This is a genomic window from Candidatus Brevundimonas colombiensis (genome assembly GCA_029202665.1).
In the GTDB taxonomy this organism is placed as follows: Bacteria; Pseudomonadota; Alphaproteobacteria; order Caulobacterales; family Caulobacteraceae; genus Brevundimonas; species Brevundimonas colombiensis.
In genome coordinates, this window is the sequence record CP119326.1 from 2,962,191 (window position 1) to 2,978,477 (window position 16,287).

Annotated in this window: 18 protein-coding genes; 11 read left to right on the forward strand and 7 right to left on the reverse strand. The window is 66.0% G+C overall.

Annotated features, from left to right (window positions below):
- The first annotated feature begins 20 nt into the window (after positions 1 to 20).
- From flgE to P0Y50_14545, 5 genes are all read left to right on the forward strand, one after another.
- Complete coding sequence (flgE, locus tag P0Y50_14525; protein ID WEK39729.1) at positions 21 to 1,799, forward strand: flagellar hook protein FlgE; 1,779 nt, start codon at positions 21 to 23, stop codon at positions 1,797 to 1,799.
- A gap of 172 nt (positions 1,800 to 1,971) precedes the next feature.
- Positions 1,972 to 2,256, forward strand: coding sequence for a DUF1153 domain-containing protein (locus tag P0Y50_14530; protein ID WEK39730.1), 285 nt, complete (start codon positions 1,972 to 1,974; stop codon positions 2,254 to 2,256).
- 91 nt (positions 2,257 to 2,347) lie between these two features.
- On the forward strand, positions 2,348 to 3,556 hold the full coding sequence (gene mnmA, locus P0Y50_14535) for a tRNA 2-thiouridine(34) synthase MnmA (protein WEK39731.1): 1,209 nt from the start codon (positions 2,348 to 2,350) through the stop codon (positions 3,554 to 3,556).
- Between the two features lie 188 nt (positions 3,557 to 3,744).
- Positions 3,745 to 6,078, forward strand: a complete 2,334-nt coding sequence (locus tag P0Y50_14540) for a TonB-dependent receptor (GenBank protein ID WEK39732.1) — start codon at positions 3,745 to 3,747, stop codon at positions 6,076 to 6,078.
- A gap of 163 nt (positions 6,079 to 6,241) precedes the next feature.
- Positions 6,242 to 6,931 (forward strand): response regulator, encoded by a 690-nt coding sequence (locus P0Y50_14545; protein WEK39733.1) that lies wholly within the window; start codon positions 6,242 to 6,244, stop codon positions 6,929 to 6,931.
- Between the two features lie 11 nt (positions 6,932 to 6,942).
- On the opposite strand, the gene P0Y50_14550 is transcribed toward P0Y50_14545, so the two are convergent.
- The 3 genes from P0Y50_14550 to P0Y50_14560 are packed head-to-tail and all read right to left on the reverse strand — an operon-like array spanning position 6,943 to position 8,586.
- Entirely contained in the window at positions 6,943 to 7,290 is a 348-nt protein-coding gene (locus tag P0Y50_14550) for a glyoxalase (GenBank protein ID WEK39734.1), read from the reverse strand.
- A 58-nt stretch (positions 7,291 to 7,348) separates the two neighbouring features.
- A complete protein-coding gene (locus P0Y50_14555; protein ID WEK39735.1) occupies positions 7,349 to 8,047 on the reverse strand; it encodes a YafY family protein in 699 nt (232 codons plus the stop codon).
- A 50-nt stretch (positions 8,048 to 8,097) separates the two neighbouring features.
- A complete protein-coding gene (locus P0Y50_14560) occupies positions 8,098 to 8,586 on the reverse strand; it encodes a helix-turn-helix domain-containing protein (GenBank protein ID WEK39736.1) in 489 nt (162 codons plus the stop codon).
- Between the two features lie 177 nt (positions 8,587 to 8,763).
- Here P0Y50_14560 and P0Y50_14565 point away from each other — a divergent pair, with 177 nt between their 5' ends.
- The 3 genes from P0Y50_14565 (at position 8,764) to P0Y50_14575 (ending at position 10,667) form a co-directional block, all read left to right on the forward strand.
- A complete protein-coding gene (locus P0Y50_14565; GenBank protein ID WEK39737.1) occupies positions 8,764 to 9,621 on the forward strand; it encodes a thioesterase family protein in 858 nt (285 codons plus the stop codon).
- A 65-nt stretch (positions 9,622 to 9,686) separates the two neighbouring features.
- A complete protein-coding gene (locus tag P0Y50_14570; GenBank protein WEK39738.1) occupies positions 9,687 to 9,965 on the forward strand; it encodes a hypothetical protein in 279 nt (92 codons plus the stop codon).
- A gap of 9 nt (positions 9,966 to 9,974) precedes the next feature.
- Positions 9,975 to 10,667 (forward strand): alpha/beta fold hydrolase, encoded by a 693-nt coding sequence (locus P0Y50_14575; GenBank protein ID WEK39739.1) that lies wholly within the window; start codon positions 9,975 to 9,977, stop codon positions 10,665 to 10,667.
- On the opposite strand, the gene P0Y50_14580 is transcribed toward P0Y50_14575, so the two are convergent.
- The 3 genes from P0Y50_14580 to queC are packed head-to-tail and all read right to left on the reverse strand — an operon-like array spanning position 10,664 to position 12,395.
- Complete coding sequence (locus tag P0Y50_14580; protein WEK39740.1) at positions 10,664 to 11,032, reverse strand: 6-carboxytetrahydropterin synthase; 369 nt, start codon at positions 11,030 to 11,032, stop codon at positions 10,664 to 10,666. The genes P0Y50_14575 and P0Y50_14580 overlap by 4 nt on opposite strands.
- A complete protein-coding gene (gene queE / locus P0Y50_14585; protein WEK39741.1) occupies positions 11,032 to 11,667 on the reverse strand; it encodes a 7-carboxy-7-deazaguanine synthase in 636 nt (211 codons plus the stop codon). The genes P0Y50_14580 and queE overlap by 1 nt, the downstream gene beginning before the upstream one ends.
- Positions 11,664 to 12,395, reverse strand: coding sequence for a 7-cyano-7-deazaguanine synthase QueC (queC, locus tag P0Y50_14590; protein ID WEK39742.1), 732 nt, complete (start codon positions 12,393 to 12,395; stop codon positions 11,664 to 11,666). Before queC ends, queE begins: the two co-directional genes overlap by 4 nt.
- A 194-nt stretch (positions 12,396 to 12,589) precedes the next feature.
- On the opposite strand from queC, the gene P0Y50_14595 reads away from it, so the two are divergent.
- Positions 12,590 to 14,209, forward strand: coding sequence for a response regulator (locus P0Y50_14595; GenBank protein ID WEK39743.1), 1,620 nt, complete (start codon positions 12,590 to 12,592; stop codon positions 14,207 to 14,209).
- A 15-nt stretch (positions 14,210 to 14,224) separates the two neighbouring features.
- Here the strand turns inward: P0Y50_14595 and P0Y50_14600 are convergent, their stop codons facing one another.
- The gene (locus tag P0Y50_14600; protein WEK39744.1) at positions 14,225 to 15,256 is read right to left on the reverse strand and encodes a ligase-associated DNA damage response exonuclease; all 1,032 of its coding nucleotides are present in this window, start codon (positions 15,254 to 15,256) and stop codon (positions 14,225 to 14,227) included.
- Between the two features lie 84 nt (positions 15,257 to 15,340).
- On the opposite strand from P0Y50_14600, the gene P0Y50_14605 reads away from it, so the two are divergent.
- Positions 15,341 to 15,793 (forward strand): PaaI family thioesterase, encoded by a 453-nt coding sequence (locus tag P0Y50_14605; protein WEK39745.1) that lies wholly within the window; start codon positions 15,341 to 15,343, stop codon positions 15,791 to 15,793.
- Positions 15,790 to 16,185 (forward strand): PaaI family thioesterase, encoded by a 396-nt coding sequence (locus P0Y50_14610; GenBank protein WEK39746.1) that lies wholly within the window; start codon positions 15,790 to 15,792, stop codon positions 16,183 to 16,185. Before P0Y50_14605 ends, P0Y50_14610 begins: the two co-directional genes overlap by 4 nt.
- Positions 16,186 to 16,287: the final 102 nt, after the last annotated feature.

Consider the following 16,287-nt stretch of genomic DNA (forward strand, 5'->3'; position numbering starts at 1 on the left):
CTTGTAAGGAGCGTTCTCCCATGAGCCTCAACAGCGCCATGCTGGCCGGCGTGTCCGGTCTCGCCGCCAACTCCGCCGCTCTGGCGGCCATTTCCCAGAACATCGCCAACGTCAACACCGTCGGCTACAAGCGCACGGCTGGCGAGTTCCAGACCCTGGTCAACAGCCAGACCCGCTCCGGCGGCGGCTATTCCGCCGGCGGCGTCGCGGCCAACACCCGGTCCTTCGTCAGCCAGGAAGGCCAGCTTCAACGGACGAGCGAGAGCACCGATCTGGCCGTCAGCGGCCAGGGGTTCTTCGTCACGACCACTCAGCCCGAAGGCGTGTCGGCGACCGACGCCCGCCTGTTCACCCGCGCGGGCGCCTTCCGCGTCGACAAGCTGGGCTATCTGAAGAACAGCGCCGGCCTCTATCTGCAGGGCTGGCCCGTGGACTCCAACGGCGACATCGCGACCGATCCGTCCGATCTGTCGCGTCTGCGTTCGATCAACATCGGCTCAGTCGGCGGCACGGCGGAACCCACGACGCGCGTCCAGATCAACGCCAACCTGCGTTCGAGCCAGAGTGTGTCCAGCGCGGCGGGGGCCCAGTCGTACAAGAGCGTGGAGGACACCGCCTCCACCCCGGCCAAGCACGATGTCACGGTGGGCTATTCGCGCATCGACGCCAACAACTACGCTGTCACCATAAAGACAGGCATCACCAAGATCACCGGCGTGGCCACCTATGACGCCAGCGGCGCCCTGACCGCCTTCACCCCCGACGATGCGAACAGCGCAAACGGCACGGCGACCAGCACCGCCACACAGATGACCATAACCCCGACCAGCGCGGGGACGGCGGGCACGCCCTTTACGCTGAACCTGTCCGATCTGGGTCTGACCACCAACGGCGTCGCCAAGACCAAATACGATCCGTCCGTCAACTCGATGGCGATGTATGACGCCGACGACGACAATCCTTCCGGCGTGAAGCCGGATTTCAAGATGAACATCCCGGTTTCGGACTCCAAGGGCGGTCAGCGCAATCTGGAAATCCGCTTCCTCAAGAGCGAACAGCCGAACCAGTGGTACGCCGAGGTCGTGGCCGTGCCGGCGAGCGATGTAGTCACCGGCGCCCCCTACTCCAACGGTCAGATCAAGACCGGCCTGATCGCCTTCACCCCCTCTGGCCGGCTGGATATGGAGACGATGAAGGCCTGGCCCGCGGGCAAGGGCCTGTTCGACGATCCCGAGAACGCCACCCTGTCCTTCCTGAAGTCGGACCCGACCAATACGATCGATCCGAACGATGCGAGCGACAACGGCAAGATCAAGTGGGCCGATGGTCTGGGCATCGCCGACCAGACCGTGACCCTGGACCTTAACACCTCGGCCGGCGGCCTCAGCCAGCTGAACACCGCCTCGGTGGTGCAGTCGACCGTCACCAACGGCACCGCCTTCGGCAATCTGAGCAAGATCACCATCGACGAGAGCGGCTTCGTCACCGCCGTCTTCGACAACGGCGTGATGCGTCGCATCGCCCAGGTCGCGGTCGCCACCTTCCCCAGCCCCGACAGCCTGAAGGAGGTGTCGGGCAACGCCTATGCCGTCAGCCTGCAGTCAGGAACCTTCAATCTGAAGGCGGCTGGGACAGGCGGCGCGGGCTCGATCGCGGCCCAGCAGCTGGAGTCCTCCACCGTCGATCTGTCGGCGGAGTTCACCGGCCTGATCACCACCCAGAGGGCCTATTCCGCCTCGTCCAAAATCATCACCACGGCCGATGAAATGCTCTCTGAGCTGATCAACATCAAACGCTGATCGGCGAGTAAGTAAGCGTTAGTTTTGATGAATCGTCGCGAAAGCAAGGTTTACGGAGTCGTTCGGGGAGGGATGGATTTTATCCGTTTCTTCACCACGACACTTAAACGGACCTTAGTCGGGCCGCCCTATCGTCATGACACTACGGTGTTGGTGAAAGAGGCATAAGCCCATGTTGCAAGAGCGACGCCTTAATAGCAAAGGCGAACAATACGTGGTCGGACCGACTGGCACGCCCCTGACCCTGAACGACCTGCCGCCGTCCAATACGGACCGGTGGGTGATCCGCCGCAAGGCCGAGGTCGTCGCCGCCGTTCGCGGCGGTCTGCTCAGCCTCGACGACGCCCTGGCGAAGTATCGCCTGACGGCGGAAGAGTTTCTGGCCTGGCAGAAGGCGATCGACAAATGGGGCATGCAGGGTCTGCGCACGACGCGGATTCAAAGCTACCGCTCCTGAGGGTTTCCCCGAAGACGTTGGGGGCCGCATCCGGCGACGGGTGCGGCCCTTTTCGTTTGCGGGCCTCGAAATCGCGCCGGTTCCGCACTAAATGGCCGCAATGACCCTGGTCGAAGACCTCTGCCCCGTTCCCGACATCGTCCGCACCGACATGGATGCGGCGGTCGAAAGCGCACGGGCGGCGGTGGGCCTGCCGGTCGGTTCGCGGGTGGTGGCGGCCATGTCGGGCGGCGTGGATTCCACCGTCGTCGCGGCCCTGCTGCACAAGGCCGGCTATGATGTGGTCGGCGTCACCCTTCAGCTTTACGATCATGGCGCGGCCTTGAAGAAAAAGGGCGCCTGCTGCGCGGGCCAGGACATTCATGACGCGCGCCTGGCCGCCGACATGATCGGCATCCCTCATTATGTTCTGGATTACGAAAGCCGGTTCAAGGACGCGGTGATCGACCAGTTCGCCGACTCCTATCTGAAGGGCCAGACGCCGGTCCCCTGCATCCGCTGCAATCAGACGGTCAAGTTCCGCGACCTTCTGGATGTCGCTCGCGATCTGGGCGCCGAAGCCATGGCGACGGGCCACTACGTCCGCCGCGCCGTCGCCGGCAACCGTTCGCAGATGCGCAAGGCGATCGATCATTCACGGGACCAGTCCTATTTCCTGTTCGCGACCACCCAGGACCAGCTCGACTACCTGCGCTTCCCCCTGGCCGATCTGGAGAAGCCCCAGGTGCGCGGCGTCGCCGCCGAGCTGGGGCTGAAGATCGCCGCCAAGCCGGACAGTCAGGACATCTGTTTCGTGCCTTCCGGCGACTACCGCACCCTGATCGACCGTCTGCGGCCGCAAGGGCGCGAAGCCGGTGAGATCGTTCATATGGACGGCCGCGTGCTGGGCCGGCACTCCGGCATCACCGACTACACCATCGGCCAACGTCGAGGTCTGAACGTCGCCGTGGGCGAACCACTGTTCGTGACAAAACTCGAGCCCGAAACCCGCCGCGTCGTGGTCGGCCCGCGCGAAGCCCTGCTGACCGCGTCCTTGACCCTGGAAGAAACCAATTGGCTGGGCGACGAGGCGACGATCCGCGAGGCCGCTGGGGCCGGCGCCCCCGTGTTGGCCCGCGTCCGCTCCACGCGCCAACCCTCGCCCGCGCGGCTGACGCTGATCGATGGCGCGATTTCAGTCGTGTTCGATCAGGGCGAAGAAGGCGTCGCTCCGGGTCAGGCCTGCGCCCTCTATGATCCCGCCGATGCGGACCGGGTGCTGGGCGGCGGCTTCATCCGCGACACGATAGCAACGGCGTAACACCGGTTACGTATCTGGGGGCCGGCCTCACTCGGGCAAATTGTGGAGATATGTTGGAGTTTGACAGGATTTTTTCAGGCGATCTATCTCCGCGCCGGACATCAAACCTGCATCTCAGTGTCGCGCGGCTGTGAACTGCATATCGCAAAGGCAGCGTAATCCCCGGCACGACCAAGCAGGGGATAAAAATGCACAGTCAAAACAAACTGCGGCTCCAGCTGATGCTGGGGACCGCGCTTCTCGCCGCACCCGTTTCCGCCCTCGCCCAAACCGCGCCTGCGCCGACCGCTTCGACGCCCGTCGCCAATGCGCCGGTGGGCCTCGACGACATCGTCGTGACTGCCACCAAGCGCGAGACCAATCTTCAGGACACGCCGATCTCCATCTCGGTGATGAACTCCGAAGCGCTTCAGAACCGCCACGTCCAGAGCCTGATGGATCTGGCCGACGGCGCCGTGCCGTCGCTGCGCGTCGCCACCTTCGAGGCTCGTCAGTCCGCCCTGACGATCGGCATCCGGGGCATCGTGCCGAACGATGCCAACCAGCCCGCTCGTGAGCAGGGCGTCGGCGTCTATGTCGACGGCGTCTATCTGGCCCGCCAACACGGCCTGGCCTCTGCGCTTCTCGACATCGAACGCGTCGAAGTGCTGAAGGGTCCCCAAGGCACCCTGTTCGGCCGCAACACCGAAGGCGGCGCCCTGTCGCTGGTCACCAAGAAGCCCACGGGCGTCTTCGGCATGCGCGCCATCGCCGGCGTCGGCAATCTGGAATCCTACAACACCGAACTGCACGTCGACTTCCCGGCCCTGGGCGACTTCGCCTTCAAGGTCGACGGCGTGCTGCAGGTTCAAGGTCCGGTCACCGAGAACATCCTGCCGGGCGAGACGGGCTTCGGCCAATACGACCGTCGCGGCCTGCGCTTCCAGACGCGCTGGACGCCCAGCGAAAACTTCACCGCAGACCTGGCCGCCGACATCGGCAAGGATAAGAACACTCCGTTCTACAGCCAACTGCTGAACTTCAACCCGAACGGCCTGCCCGTGGTGCCGTTCACTTCGACTTCCGTAGCCAAAGACAACATCCGCGCCCTGTCGCCGCTGGTTCAGGTCGAAGGCTCCAAGCGTATGACGCAGGCCGACATCGGCGTGCCGCAACAGTGGAGCGTCGACGACACGCGCGGCGTCGATCTTCACCTGTCCTATCGTCCGACCGATGCGCTGGAAATCCGTTCGATCACGGCCTATCGCGACCTGGACGTCGAACAGTACGACAACATCGCCGGCGCCCACCGCCCGCCCGTGACGGGTCCGAACGGCAAGTTCAGCCGCTATTCGCTGGCCGGCTTCTGGCAGCACCAGTTCAGCCAGGAATTGCAGGCGGTCGGTTCGCTGGGCGACAGCATCGACTACGTCGGCGGCGTCTTCTACTTCAAGGAAACGGTGTCCGACGACGCAGCGACCCCCTCGACGAACCAGTGGAACTCGGACGGCACCGGCTACACCATCCTGGACCCGACCCCGACCATCCGCGGCTCCCGCTCGCTGGACCGCGCCTCAACGGCCCATTCGGAATCGAAGGCCGTCTATGGTCAGGCGACCTGGACCCCGGCCAGCATGGATGCTCTGCATCTGACCGTCGGCGGCCGCTACACCTGGGACGAAAAGGACGGCAAGCTTGAGGTCGTGAACAACGCCGCGACCGACCTGACCTTCCGCTCCAAGGTCGATCGCTTCGACCCGCTGATCACCCTGGCCTACGACGTGACCGACAGCATCAACGTCTACGGCAAATACTCGACCGGCTACCGCGCCGGCGGCGCCTCCTCGCGCTCGCTGACGTACCGCTCGTTCAATCCGGAAGAGGTCAAGGCTTACGAACTGGGTCTGAAGAGCGACCTGTTCGACCGCCGCGTCCGCCTGAACGCCGCCGTGTATGCGATGGACCGTACGGACAGCCAGATCGACTTCAGCCTGGTCACTGTGATCGGCGCCTCTACTCGCAATACGCTCGAGACGATCAACGCTCCCGGCACCACCAAAATTCGCGGTGTGGAGTTGGAAGGTCAGTTCCGGGCCACCGACAACCTGACCCTGTCGGCGTCCTATGCCTACACGGACGCCAAGGTGCCCGACACCATCAACCCGTTTAACGGCATCAGCCAACAGGTCTTCATCGCCTATACGCCTGAAAACGCCGCCAGCGTCGCCGCCGACTGGAACTCGCCGTTCATGGGCGCGACCTTGAAGGCCCACGTCGACGCCAACTACGCCGACGCCAACCACAGCTTCGAGCAGTTCGCTATCAAGAACGACTCGTCCTTCGTGGTGAACGCCCGCGTCGCGATCGCCGACATCACCACCCGTGACGGCGGTCCGCTGCTGGAAGTGGCTCTGTGGTCGCGCAACCTGCTGGACGAAACCTACGTCTATCGTCGTGACCCCTCGAACCGCAGCACCTTGGGCGACTACGGCAACTTCAACAATCCGCGCACCTTCGGCATCGAACTGCGCGCCTCCTACTAAGCGTTCCTCCCGAACGACTACTGGCCCCCTTCCGCTCTGGCGGGAGGGGGTTTTTCTTCGTCTTCGTGAAGACTTTGCGACGACGCGATGAAACTTGTCCGGGTGCGTCCGGTTTCGCTGGATTTCGGCGCCGGCGCCGGTCATGGCGGCGACCGGAGGCGCCATGAGCAGCTTGATCCTGATCGCCGATGACGACCGCGAAAGCGTCGAGAGGCTGGACGCGGCCCTGCGTCGCGACGGCCTGCGCACGGTTGTCGCCGACGACGGGGAACAGGCTCTGGACCTGCACGCGAGCCTGCGACCCGACCTCGTGCTGCTGGCCGTCGCCTTACCCGGTCGGGACGGCTGGGATGTATTGGGCGAGTTGCGGCGGCGCGGCGACATCCCGGTGGTCATGATCGGGGCGGCGGATCAGCCGCATCATCGGCTGCAGGCGCTGCGCATCGGCGCCGACGACCATCTGGAGCGACTGACCGATCCGGTCGAGGTAACGGCCCGCGTTCAATCCATCCTGCGCCGCACGACCGGCGGCCGCAACGCCAAGGTGCTGCGCGTCGGGCCGCTGGAAGTCCAGCTTGAGAACTATATGGCGGCGGTGATGAGCGGGGGGGCGCGACGACGGCTGGATCTGACCTTGACCGAGTTCCGCATCCTTGCCCACATGGCTCGCACTCCCCTGCGCGTCTTCAGCCGCAGCGAGATCATGCAGGCCTGTTTCGACAATCAGGCGGTTCTGGACCGCACCATCGACAGCCATGTCAGCCACCTGCGTCGCAAGCTGGAAAATGCAGACGCCGCCGGCCTGCTGACCAATGTGCGCGGCGTCGGCTATCGCCTGGAGGGCGAGGCCTAACGGTCCGCGCCTCACGCCGCCGCGAATACCCGCAACCGATGTCCATCCGGGTCGCCGGCGATGAAGCTGCGCCCGCTTCCCAGATCGTGGGGCGGCGTCAGTATGCGCGCGCCGCGATCCCACCAGTCGATATGGGCCTGATCGACCGCCGCCGCGCCATCCATCGGAAAGTCGACCTCGCAGACCGAACCCACTTCGCCGCTGCGTCGCATCAGTCCCAGCGCCCGACCCGAACCCAGTTTGAACAAGGCCCGGTCCGGCCGCGTCACCACCGGCCGGCAGCCCAGCAACCCGGCGTAGAATCGCGCGCTGACCTCCGTGTCGGCCACGGTCAGCAGAATATCCTCGATCTCGCCCATCGGCCCTGTCTCTCCTCTCGAATGAAGACAGGCTAACCCCGACTGCTGCCAGTTTACGTCAGCAGTGCGCGCTCTGCGACCGTTCGTGCGTTTCCCTCCAACGCTTCATCAGGACCTGACGCCGGGCGGGATAACGCGCCTCCATCACCTCGGCCTCGACGATCCGGTCTGTGCGGAAACTTCGGAAGTCGCCGCGAAGCTCGCACCAGGCGATCAGCAGCCGCACCCGGTCGAAAAAAGCCAGGGCGAAGGGCCACACCAGCCGTTCCGACGCCGTCCCCGCCTCGTCGCGATAACACAGCCTCAGCCGCCGCTCGGTGCGGATGGCCTTTCGCAACAGCCCCGGATCGACGGCGTCGACGGGAAAAGGCGCGCCCGGCACGACCAACAGGGCCGAAGTGTCCATCTCCTCGCGCAGATCGGGCGGCACCACCGCCGAAATCCGCCCCAGCGCCGCCAGCGCGGCGTCCCGCATCCTCGGATCGGCCCGATCCGCCACCCAGCGCGAGCCCAGCACCAGGGCCTCGATCTCTTCAGGCGTGAACATCAACGGCGGCAGCATGAAGCCCGGCTTCAGCACATAGCCGACCCCCGCCTCGCCCTCGATGGTCGCCCCCTGCGCCTGCAGGCTGGCGATATCGCGATACAGGGTGCGCAGACTGACGCCCATCTCGTCCGCCAGCATCTGTCCGCTCACCGGCCGACGATGCCGTCGCAACACGTTCAGCAGATCGAGCAGGCGTTCGGAGCGGGACACCCGACGACCCTAGCAGATATCCTGCCGGAAACCGGCAGCATCCATTCCCCTCAGGCCGCTTCCTTGGGCATGACGTCGCCGACGGTGGGTCGGTTTTCGGCGCGGGTCAGTTTGATGTCGCGAGGCTTGACGATTTCGCCGCAGCAACCGCAGGCGATGCGCGGCGTCAGCGTATGGCCACAGGTCTTGTGGATCATGTCGATGCCGCTGTCGGTTTCGCCATAGACGTGTTTGGCGCCCCAGCCGTGCAGGGTTATCAAGACGCCGTACAGATCCTTCCCCTTGGCGGTCAGCATATATTCGTTGCGCGGCGGGCGTTCGGAATAGAGACGCGGCTCCAAGACGCCGTGCTGGACCAGGCTCTTCAGCCGCGAGGCCAGGACGTTGCGCGCCACGCCAAGGTTTTCCTGCCACTGTTCGAAGCGGCTGACGCCGTTGAAGGCGTCACGGATGACCAGCAGAGTCCACGGATCGCCGATCACCTCCAGAGTGGCGGCGATGGAGCAGCTTTGGCGGCTATAGTCGGCGGTGCGTCCCATGGATGGAAAGTGACCCCACGTCAGCCATTTGGCAAGGGTTGCAAATCCAAACCCTCTCAGTCAGTTTTGTTTAGCAACGGACGTGCGGCCTTTTGGGCTGCGGCCTTGTTCCTTCGACTGGCGGAAGCTCTCGCTTTGGGGCTTCCGCCGTTTTTTCGCCTGACGCAGGATCGCGCCATGTCCGATATTGAATCCCCCGTGTCGCTCGACACCGCCCTCGCCTTTCAGCCCCTGTCGGACGGCGACCTGTCCGCGCCCGTGCCGGGGCATTTCTCAAATGGTCCTGCCGCTCTGCCGCCGGAAAAGGGCTTCCCGTTCGGCGGCCTGCTCGCAGCCCTTTGCGCCCGGTCGATGCGCCAGGGGCTGGGTCTGACCGCACCTCTGCGAACCCTGTCGGTGCAGTATCTGTCGGCGGCGACCTTCGCCGAGCAGGTGGCGTTCCGTCCCCGGTTGTTGCGCGGCGGCCGCAACGTGATCTATGCGGCGGTCGAGGCGGATCAGAATGGTCGCACGACCCATCACGCCACCGGGACCTATGGCCTGGACGCCCAGACGCCGGGGATGTCGCCGCTTCACAGCCCGCCCCCGCCGCTGGACCGCCTGAACCCCGAGGCGACCATTCACGGGCCGATGGCCCCGCACTTCTCGCGCCACGTCGAATATCGGTTCGACGGCGGGCCCAATATTCTGGGCGGGAATGAAGGCAAGCCGGCGGTCGAGCGGACGTGGATGCGGATGGCGGATCGCCGTCCGCTGGACGAGGTCGGGCTGTGCTATCTGCTTGACGCCCTGTATCCGCCCGCCTGGACGCTGTCGAAGACGCCTGCGCCGATGACGACGGTGGATTTGCGCATCGACATTTTGAACGATCCGACGCCCCAGAACGCGCCGGACGGCTGGGCGTTCTTCTCGTTCAGGATGCTGGACCTGGGTTCAGGCTGGACGGTGGACGAGGCGACGGCCTGGGGCGCGGACGGCGTTCCGCTGGCCCTGTCGCGACAGAGGCGCAAGCTGCTGCCGCAACGCGGCGGCTGAGCGGATACGGGTCAGGCCTCGTTCATGATTATCGGCGACTATTCCGCATCTCCGGAGCCGTACCGATGCGTCATCGAAATTCCCTGTTTCGCCTATCCCAAATCGTTTTGATCGCGACGGGGTGCCTGACGCTTCAGGGCTGTCTGGTCGGCTCCGTCGTGGGCGGGACCGCCGCCGTGGTCGGCGGCACGGCAAAGGCCGCCGGCGCGGTCGTGGGGGCCGGCTTCGACGCCGTCACAACCTCGGACGAGGAAACCCGTCTCAGGCGCGAGCGGGAGCAACGCGACTATGCGCGCGAACAACGCCGCTGCGACCAGCGCCAGCGTCAGGGCAAGTCGTGCTAGGGTGATCTCATGACGCCCCTGGTCCTGATCCCCGGCCTGGCCTGCACGGCCGAGATGTTCGCTCCTCAGGTCGCGGCGCTCAGCCCCGTAAGGCCGTTGACCGTGGCCTCGACGCTGGAGGGCGACAGCATGGCCCGGATGGCCGCCGCCATACTGCGTGACGCCCCGCCCCGCTTTGCATTGGGCGGCGTTTCGATGGGCGGCTACATCGCCTTGGAGATCATGCGACAGGCGCCGGAGCGCGTGGAGCGTCTGGCCTTGATGAGCACCACGGCCCGTCCCGATGCGCCCGAGCAGACAGCGCAGCGCCAGGCCCTGATCGCCCGCGCCGAGGACGGTCAGCTTGAGGCCATCATGCGCGAAATCGCGCCCCGCCTGCTGCATCCGCTGCACAAGGCCGATCAGAGCTTGATCGATATTCAGGTCCGCATGGGTCTGGACATCGGCGCCGCCGGTTTCGTGCGCCAGCAAAGGGCGATCATCGGTCGGGCCGATTCACGCCCCGACCTGCCCGGCATCCGCGTTCCGACGCTGGTTCTAGTCGGCGACCGCGATCCCCTGACCCCGCCGATCCGCGCGCGCGAAATGGCCGACGCCCTGCCCGACGCCCATCTGGTCATCGTCCCCGACTGCGGCCACGCCTCGACGCTGGAACAGCCGGACGCCGTCAATGCGGCCCTGCTGTACTGGCTGGACGCCTAAAGGCTCAGCACGCACCGCTCGTTGATCGTCGGGCGGGCCACCTGAATGCGGCACAGACCGGGCCATTCGGGCTTCAGCGTCCGGGCGAACCACAGGCACAGATTCTCCAGGCTGGGCAGTTCCAGCCCCGGATGTTCGTTCAGCATCCCGTGGTCCAGCGTCTCCGCCGCCGCCTTCAGCGCCCGGTCCAACGCGCCCAGGTCCGCGACCCAGCCGTGCTCGACGTCCAGCACCTCGGACCGCACCGTCGCCTCGACCGTGAAGGAATGGCCGTGGACGCGGCGATAGATGCTGCCCTCCGGCTCGTTGGGGAAGTGGTGGGCGGCGTCGAACGTCGCCTGTTTGGTGATCTCGAAGACGGGCATTAGCGGACGCCGATATATTTGTGGGTCTGGACGCTCAGGCGCCATTGGGGGTGGGTCAGGCAGTATTCGATGGCGGCGGCGGTGTTGGCGGCCTGATCCGGCCCGTCCATCGGCTGAAGCCAGAACCGTTCGAAATCCAGATGCTCGAACCGATCCGGCATGGCCTTGTCCTGCGGAAAGACCAGTTTCAGCTCTTGCCCGCGCGTCTGCATCACCGGCGCATCGGCCTTGGGGCTGACGCAGATCCAGTCGATGCCGCCCGGCGCCGCAAGCGTGCCGTTCGACTCTATGGCGATTTCAAAGCCGCGCGCGTTAAGGGCCGCGATCAGAGACGCGTCCAGTTGCAGCAGCGGCTCGCCCCCGGTGCAGACCACCAGTTTCGGATCGCCCGCCCGGCCCCGCCACAGCGAGGCGACATGATCGGCCAACAGGTCGGGCGTCGCGAACTTGCCGCCCCCGCCGCCGTCCACGCCGACGAAATCGGTGTCGCAGAAGGTGCAGACGGCGCTGGCCCGGTCCTGCTCGCGCCCGCTCCACAGATTGCAGCCGGCGAAGCGCAGGAAGACCGCAGGCCGTCCCGCCTGCCCGCCCTCGCCCTGCACCGTCAGAAAGACTTCCTTGGCCGAATAGGTCACGTCGTGACGCCTTTAGAAGCGGCCCACTCGTTGTAACCCGCGGCGCGCAGGTCGCACGCCGGGCATTCGCCGCAGCCATAGCCCCAGGCGTGCCGGTGCGTCCGGTCGCCCTGATAGCAGGTGTGGCTGTCCTCGATGATCATCTGGACCAGGGCCGTCCCGCCGATCTGCTGGGCCAGGTCCCACGTCTGGGCCTTGGTCAGCCACATCAGCGGCGTCTCGATCACCACCGGCTTGTCCAGCCCCAGCGACAGCGCCCGCGCCATCGCCACCATCGTGTCATGACGACAGTCGGGATAGCCGGAATAGTCCGTCTCGCACATGCCGCCGACCAGCACCTCCAACCCGCGCCGGTCCGCCAGCGCCGCCGCCGCGACCAGGAAGATCAGGTTGCGCCCCGGCACGAAGGTCGTCGGCAGGCCGCGCGCGTCCATCTCGATCTTGCGGTCGGCGGTCAGGGCGCTTTCGGCGATCCGGCCGTATCCGGTCAGGTCCACCACATGATCGTCGCCCAGTCGGTCGGCGTACTGCGGCAAAGCCTGCGCCATGCCGTCGCGCACAGTCTGGCGCGCCTGCATCTCGACCACATGGCGCTGGCCATAGTCGAAGCCGACCGTCTCGACCCGCGCGAACCGCTCCAGCGCCCAGGCCAGGCAGGTCGCGCTGTCCTGCCCGCCGGAGAACAGAACCAGGGCCGATGTGGGAGTCTTTTCCAGGATGACGCTCATGACAAACCTGCGGTCGGCCGGTCGGCCGCGCGCATGCACAAAGGGATGAAGACCCCAGATGGGTCGGGCGGGCCTCATACACCAGCCCTGGCCGGGGTGCAAAAAGGGCGGATTTGCGTCCCGGCCGCCGGAGCTTAACCAATCCGCAAGCGATTTCTGACTTATACTCACAATGAGTAGGAGTTCCAGGCAGTATGCCGACCATCGAAACCCTTTCCGAGCGTCCCAAGCCCGTGGGCCCGACGACGCTTGGGTGTGAGGTGCTGGCGCGTTTCGAACGCGAGCCGGACACGCTGGTCATACCCGTCGTCGATGGCGACAGGCCCGTCGGACTGGTCGAGCGCACCGCCTTCCTCGAGAAGATCGCCGCCCGGTTCGGCCACGCCCTTTACGATCTTCGCCCCATCACCTTCGCCATGGACGCCGAGCCGGCTGTGGTGGAGGCCGGCGTTCGCATCGACGCCTTCTGCGACATCATGCTGAAGGGCGGCCCCGCGGCCTTGCTGCGGGGCTTTATTGTCACCCACAACGGCGCCTATCAGGGCGTCGGCACCGCCGCCACCCTGCTTCAAGCGGTGAATACGCGCCAGCGCGAACAGAACGAACAACTGGCCGAACAGGCCGCGATCCTCAGCGATACCCGCGCCCAGGCCATCGCCTCCGCGCGCGCCAAGAGCCAGTTCCTGGCCATCATGAGCCACGAACTCCGCACGCCGATGAACGGCGTGTTGGCCGTGGCCGAGCTGTTGCGCCGTCAGCCGCTGACGTCAGCAGCCCAGGCGCACGTCCAGACCATCGTGGATTCGTCAGAGACGCTGCTGCGCATCCTTCAGGACGCAGTGGACCTGTCCAAGGCCGAGGCGGGCGAGCTGGAGTTGTCCAGCACGCCGACAGCCCTGCGCGCCGTCATGGACGACATCCAGTCGATGTGGGAGCCGCGCGCCTCTCAGGATGGCGTGACCCTGCTGGTGGGTTATGAGGGCGACACCGAACTGGCGGCCGTCATCGACGGCGTGCGCCTGAAACAGGTGTTCAACAACCTGATCGGAAACGCCCTGAAGTTCGCCCGCAACGGCGTCGTCGAAGCCGGGCTGAAGGCCTGGGTCGAGGGCGACGGCATCCACATGGAAGCCCGTGTCCGCGACGACGGGCCGGGCGTCGATGTCGACCGGGTGGATTCCATCTTCGAACCCTTCGTTCACGGCTCCGGCCCCGACGGCGCTGGTCTCGGCCTGTCAATCTGCCGTCAGGTCATCGACCGGATGGGGGGCCGGATCTGGGCCGAGAACAACAAGGGGCGCGGCGCGACCTTCGCCTTCGATCTGACGGCGCCGCGCGCGATCATGGAGGCCGAGGTCCAGTCCAACGTCTCCGATCTGGGCGGTTTCGACCTGAAGGCGGCGCCGCACATCCTGATCGTCGACGACAACGCCACCAACCGTGTGGTGGCCCAGGCGCTGTGCGAGATGTTCGGATGCAGTTCCGAACTTGCGGAAGACGGCCTTGAGGCGCTCCAGGCCGTTCAGGAAAGCCGCTACGATCTGGTTCTGATGGACATCAAGATGCCGCGCATGGACGGCGTGCAGGCCACCCAGGCCATCCGCGCCTTGCCCGGCCCGGTCGGCCGCGTGCCCATCGTCGCCCTGACCGCCAACGCCGACCCCGAAGACGCCAAACACTATCTGTCGATCGGCATGGCGGCGGTGGTCGAAAAGCCGATCAAGCCCGAACGCCTGCGCATGGCCATGAACGCCGCCCTGGCGGCAGCGCAGGACGCAGAGGATCAGGACGCATCGGGCCGATCCGCCGCCTGATACGCGCCCGATGTTTCAGTCCGGCCGAACGTCCAGCGCCTCCTCGTCCTCCTCGTCATAGCCGACAAGGCGCAGCGCCCGCGCCTTCTGGCCGTTGATCTCGGCCCACCGCAGCAGGCCCTCCTCGCGCCCGTGCGTGATCCAGACCTCCTCGGGCTGCAACTCGATGAAGGTCGCCGTCAGTTCGTTCCAGTCCGCGTGATCGGACACGATCAAGGGCAACTCCACCCCTCTTTGCCGCGCACGCGCCTTCACGCCCATCCAGCCTGAGGCGAACGCCGTGACAGGGTCGGCGAACCGACGCGCCCAGCGGTCCTGAATGGCGGAGGGCGGCGCGATGGCCACCTCACCGCCCAGGGCGTTCCTGGGCAGATCGCGGGTCGGCAGCAGCGGCCCAAGGTCTATGCCCTCCCGCTCATAGAGGGCGTTCAGCCGCTCCATCGCGCCGTGATAGTAGATGGGTCGGTCCCAGCCGGCCTCTCGCAACAGGCGAATGATCCGTTGCGCCTTGCCCAGCGCATAGGCGCCGACCAGATGGGCCCGCTCCGGAAACTGCCCCAGGGAGCAGACCAGGCGCCCCACCTCCTCCTCTGCCGGCGGATGACTGAACACAGGCAGGCCGAAGGTGGCCTCGGAAATGAAGACGTGACACGGCGTCGGCTCGAATGGCGCGCAGGTTGGGTCGCGACGGCGTTTGTAGTCGCCGGAAACCACCATGGTCAGCCCCTTCCAGCGCACCTCGACCTGGGCGGAACCCAGAACATGACCGGCGGGCGCAAGCCTTAGGTCGACGCCGTCTATCGCTGTCGCCTGCCCATATTCGACCGACTGCGCCTGACCGGTGAAGTCGGCGCCGTAGCGCTCGGCCATGATCGCCAACGTCTGGCGCGTCGCAAGAACAGCGCCGTGACCCGCACGCGCATGATCGGAATGGCCGTGGGTGATGACCGCGCGATCCACCGGACGCACCGGGTCGACATAGAAGTCGCCGGGCGGGCAATAGAGGCCAGCGGGCGTTGGATGCAGCAAGTCTTCGGCGCGGATCATGGTGTCCTAACGCACTCGACGCGGTCGGGTCGCCGATCCATACAGGAGCCTTTAAAATCAGCGCCGGAAAGGCCGTCCCGCACAATGTCCGACAGCTTCCTCACCGCCATCCTGCCCCAGCTGGCCGCCGGCGCGGCCCATACGGAGGCGCTGGGTTTCGCCTTCGATGGCCTGCACGACGGCGAACCGCGCATTCGCGTGCCCTGGCGCGAGGATCTGGTCGGCGATCCCGACACTGGCGTGTTCGCCGGCGGACTGGTCACCACTCTGCTGGATCATATCGGAGGATTGGCGATCTGGACCGCGCTTGACGCCTTTCAACCGGTCGCCACCGTCGATCTGCGCGTGGATTATATGCGCGCCGCCCGGCCGCATCGCGACCTGCTGGCCCAGGGCGTCTGCTATCGCATGACCCACACCATCGCCTTCGTGCGCGCCTGGGCGTTCGAGGACGACCCGTCCGACCCGGTGGCGGCGGCCCAGTCGGCCTATATCTTCAATCCATCGCGCCAGCGACTGGCCGGAGAGGCGGCATGACCGACCTTCTCGCCACCCTGCCCTACGCCCGGTTCCTGGGCCTCAAGACGCTCGTCAGCGGCGACGAGATCACGGTGATCATGCCGTTTGCGGACAAACTGATCGGCAATCCGATGCTGCCGGCGCTGCATGGAGGTTCGACAGCCGCCCTTCTGGAAATGACCGCGATGGCGCAGCTGGCGCTGGCCTTCCCCAGCCCCCGCCTGCCCCGCCCGATCAACGTCACGGTGGCCTATCTGCGGACGGGCCGTCCCATCGACGTGTTCGCCCGGGCCAGGATCAGCCGGGCCGGCCGTCGCCTGGCCCATGTCCAGGCCGAGGCGTGGCAGGAAGAACGTGCACAGCCCATCGCCAACCTGACCGCGCACTTCCTGCTCGACAACCAGAGCTGACCGTTCGGGCGCGGACACGCGATTCGCGCTGAAACAGCCGCACGGACTGACATCGAGGCGCCGCCTGACGGTGGCGCTTCAACGCGCGGCTCGCCGAAAGAA

Bases quoted from the DNA above. Each gene is read 5' to 3' on its own strand.
- flgE (WEK39729.1), top strand. From the start codon at position 21: ATGAGCCTCAACAGCGCCATGCTGGCCGGCGTGTCCGGTCTCGCCGCC.
- P0Y50_14530 (WEK39730.1), top strand. From the start codon at position 1,972: ATGTTGCAAGAGCGACGCCTTAATAGCAAAGGCGAACAATACGTGGTC.
- mnmA (WEK39731.1), top strand. From the start codon at position 2,348: ATGGCCGCAATGACCCTGGTCGAAGACCTCTGCCCCGTTCCCGACATC.
- P0Y50_14540 (WEK39732.1), top strand. From the start codon at position 3,745: ATGCACAGTCAAAACAAACTGCGGCTCCAGCTGATGCTGGGGACCGCG.
- P0Y50_14545 (WEK39733.1), top strand. From the start codon at position 6,242: ATGAGCAGCTTGATCCTGATCGCCGATGACGACCGCGAAAGCGTCGAG.
- P0Y50_14550 (WEK39734.1), bottom strand. From the start codon at position 7,290: ATGGGCGAGATCGAGGATATTCTGCTGACCGTGGCCGACACGGAGGTC.
- P0Y50_14560 (WEK39736.1), bottom strand. From the start codon at position 8,586: ATGGGACGCACCGCCGACTATAGCCGCCAAAGCTGCTCCATCGCCGCC.
- P0Y50_14565 (WEK39737.1), top strand. From the start codon at position 8,764: ATGTCCGATATTGAATCCCCCGTGTCGCTCGACACCGCCCTCGCCTTT.
- P0Y50_14570 (WEK39738.1), top strand. From the start codon at position 9,687: ATGCGTCATCGAAATTCCCTGTTTCGCCTATCCCAAATCGTTTTGATC.
- P0Y50_14575 (WEK39739.1), top strand. From the start codon at position 9,975: ATGACGCCCCTGGTCCTGATCCCCGGCCTGGCCTGCACGGCCGAGATG.
- P0Y50_14580 (WEK39740.1), bottom strand. From the start codon at position 11,032: ATGCCCGTCTTCGAGATCACCAAACAGGCGACGTTCGACGCCGCCCAC.
- queC (WEK39742.1), bottom strand. From the start codon at position 12,395: ATGAGCGTCATCCTGGAAAAGACTCCCACATCGGCCCTGGTTCTGTTC.
- P0Y50_14595 (WEK39743.1), top strand. From the start codon at position 12,590: ATGCCGACCATCGAAACCCTTTCCGAGCGTCCCAAGCCCGTGGGCCCG.
- P0Y50_14600 (WEK39744.1), bottom strand. From the start codon at position 15,256: ATGATCCGCGCCGAAGACTTGCTGCATCCAACGCCCGCTGGCCTCTAT.
- P0Y50_14605 (WEK39745.1), top strand. From the start codon at position 15,341: ATGTCCGACAGCTTCCTCACCGCCATCCTGCCCCAGCTGGCCGCCGGC.
- P0Y50_14610 (WEK39746.1), top strand. From the start codon at position 15,790: ATGACCGACCTTCTCGCCACCCTGCCCTACGCCCGGTTCCTGGGCCTC.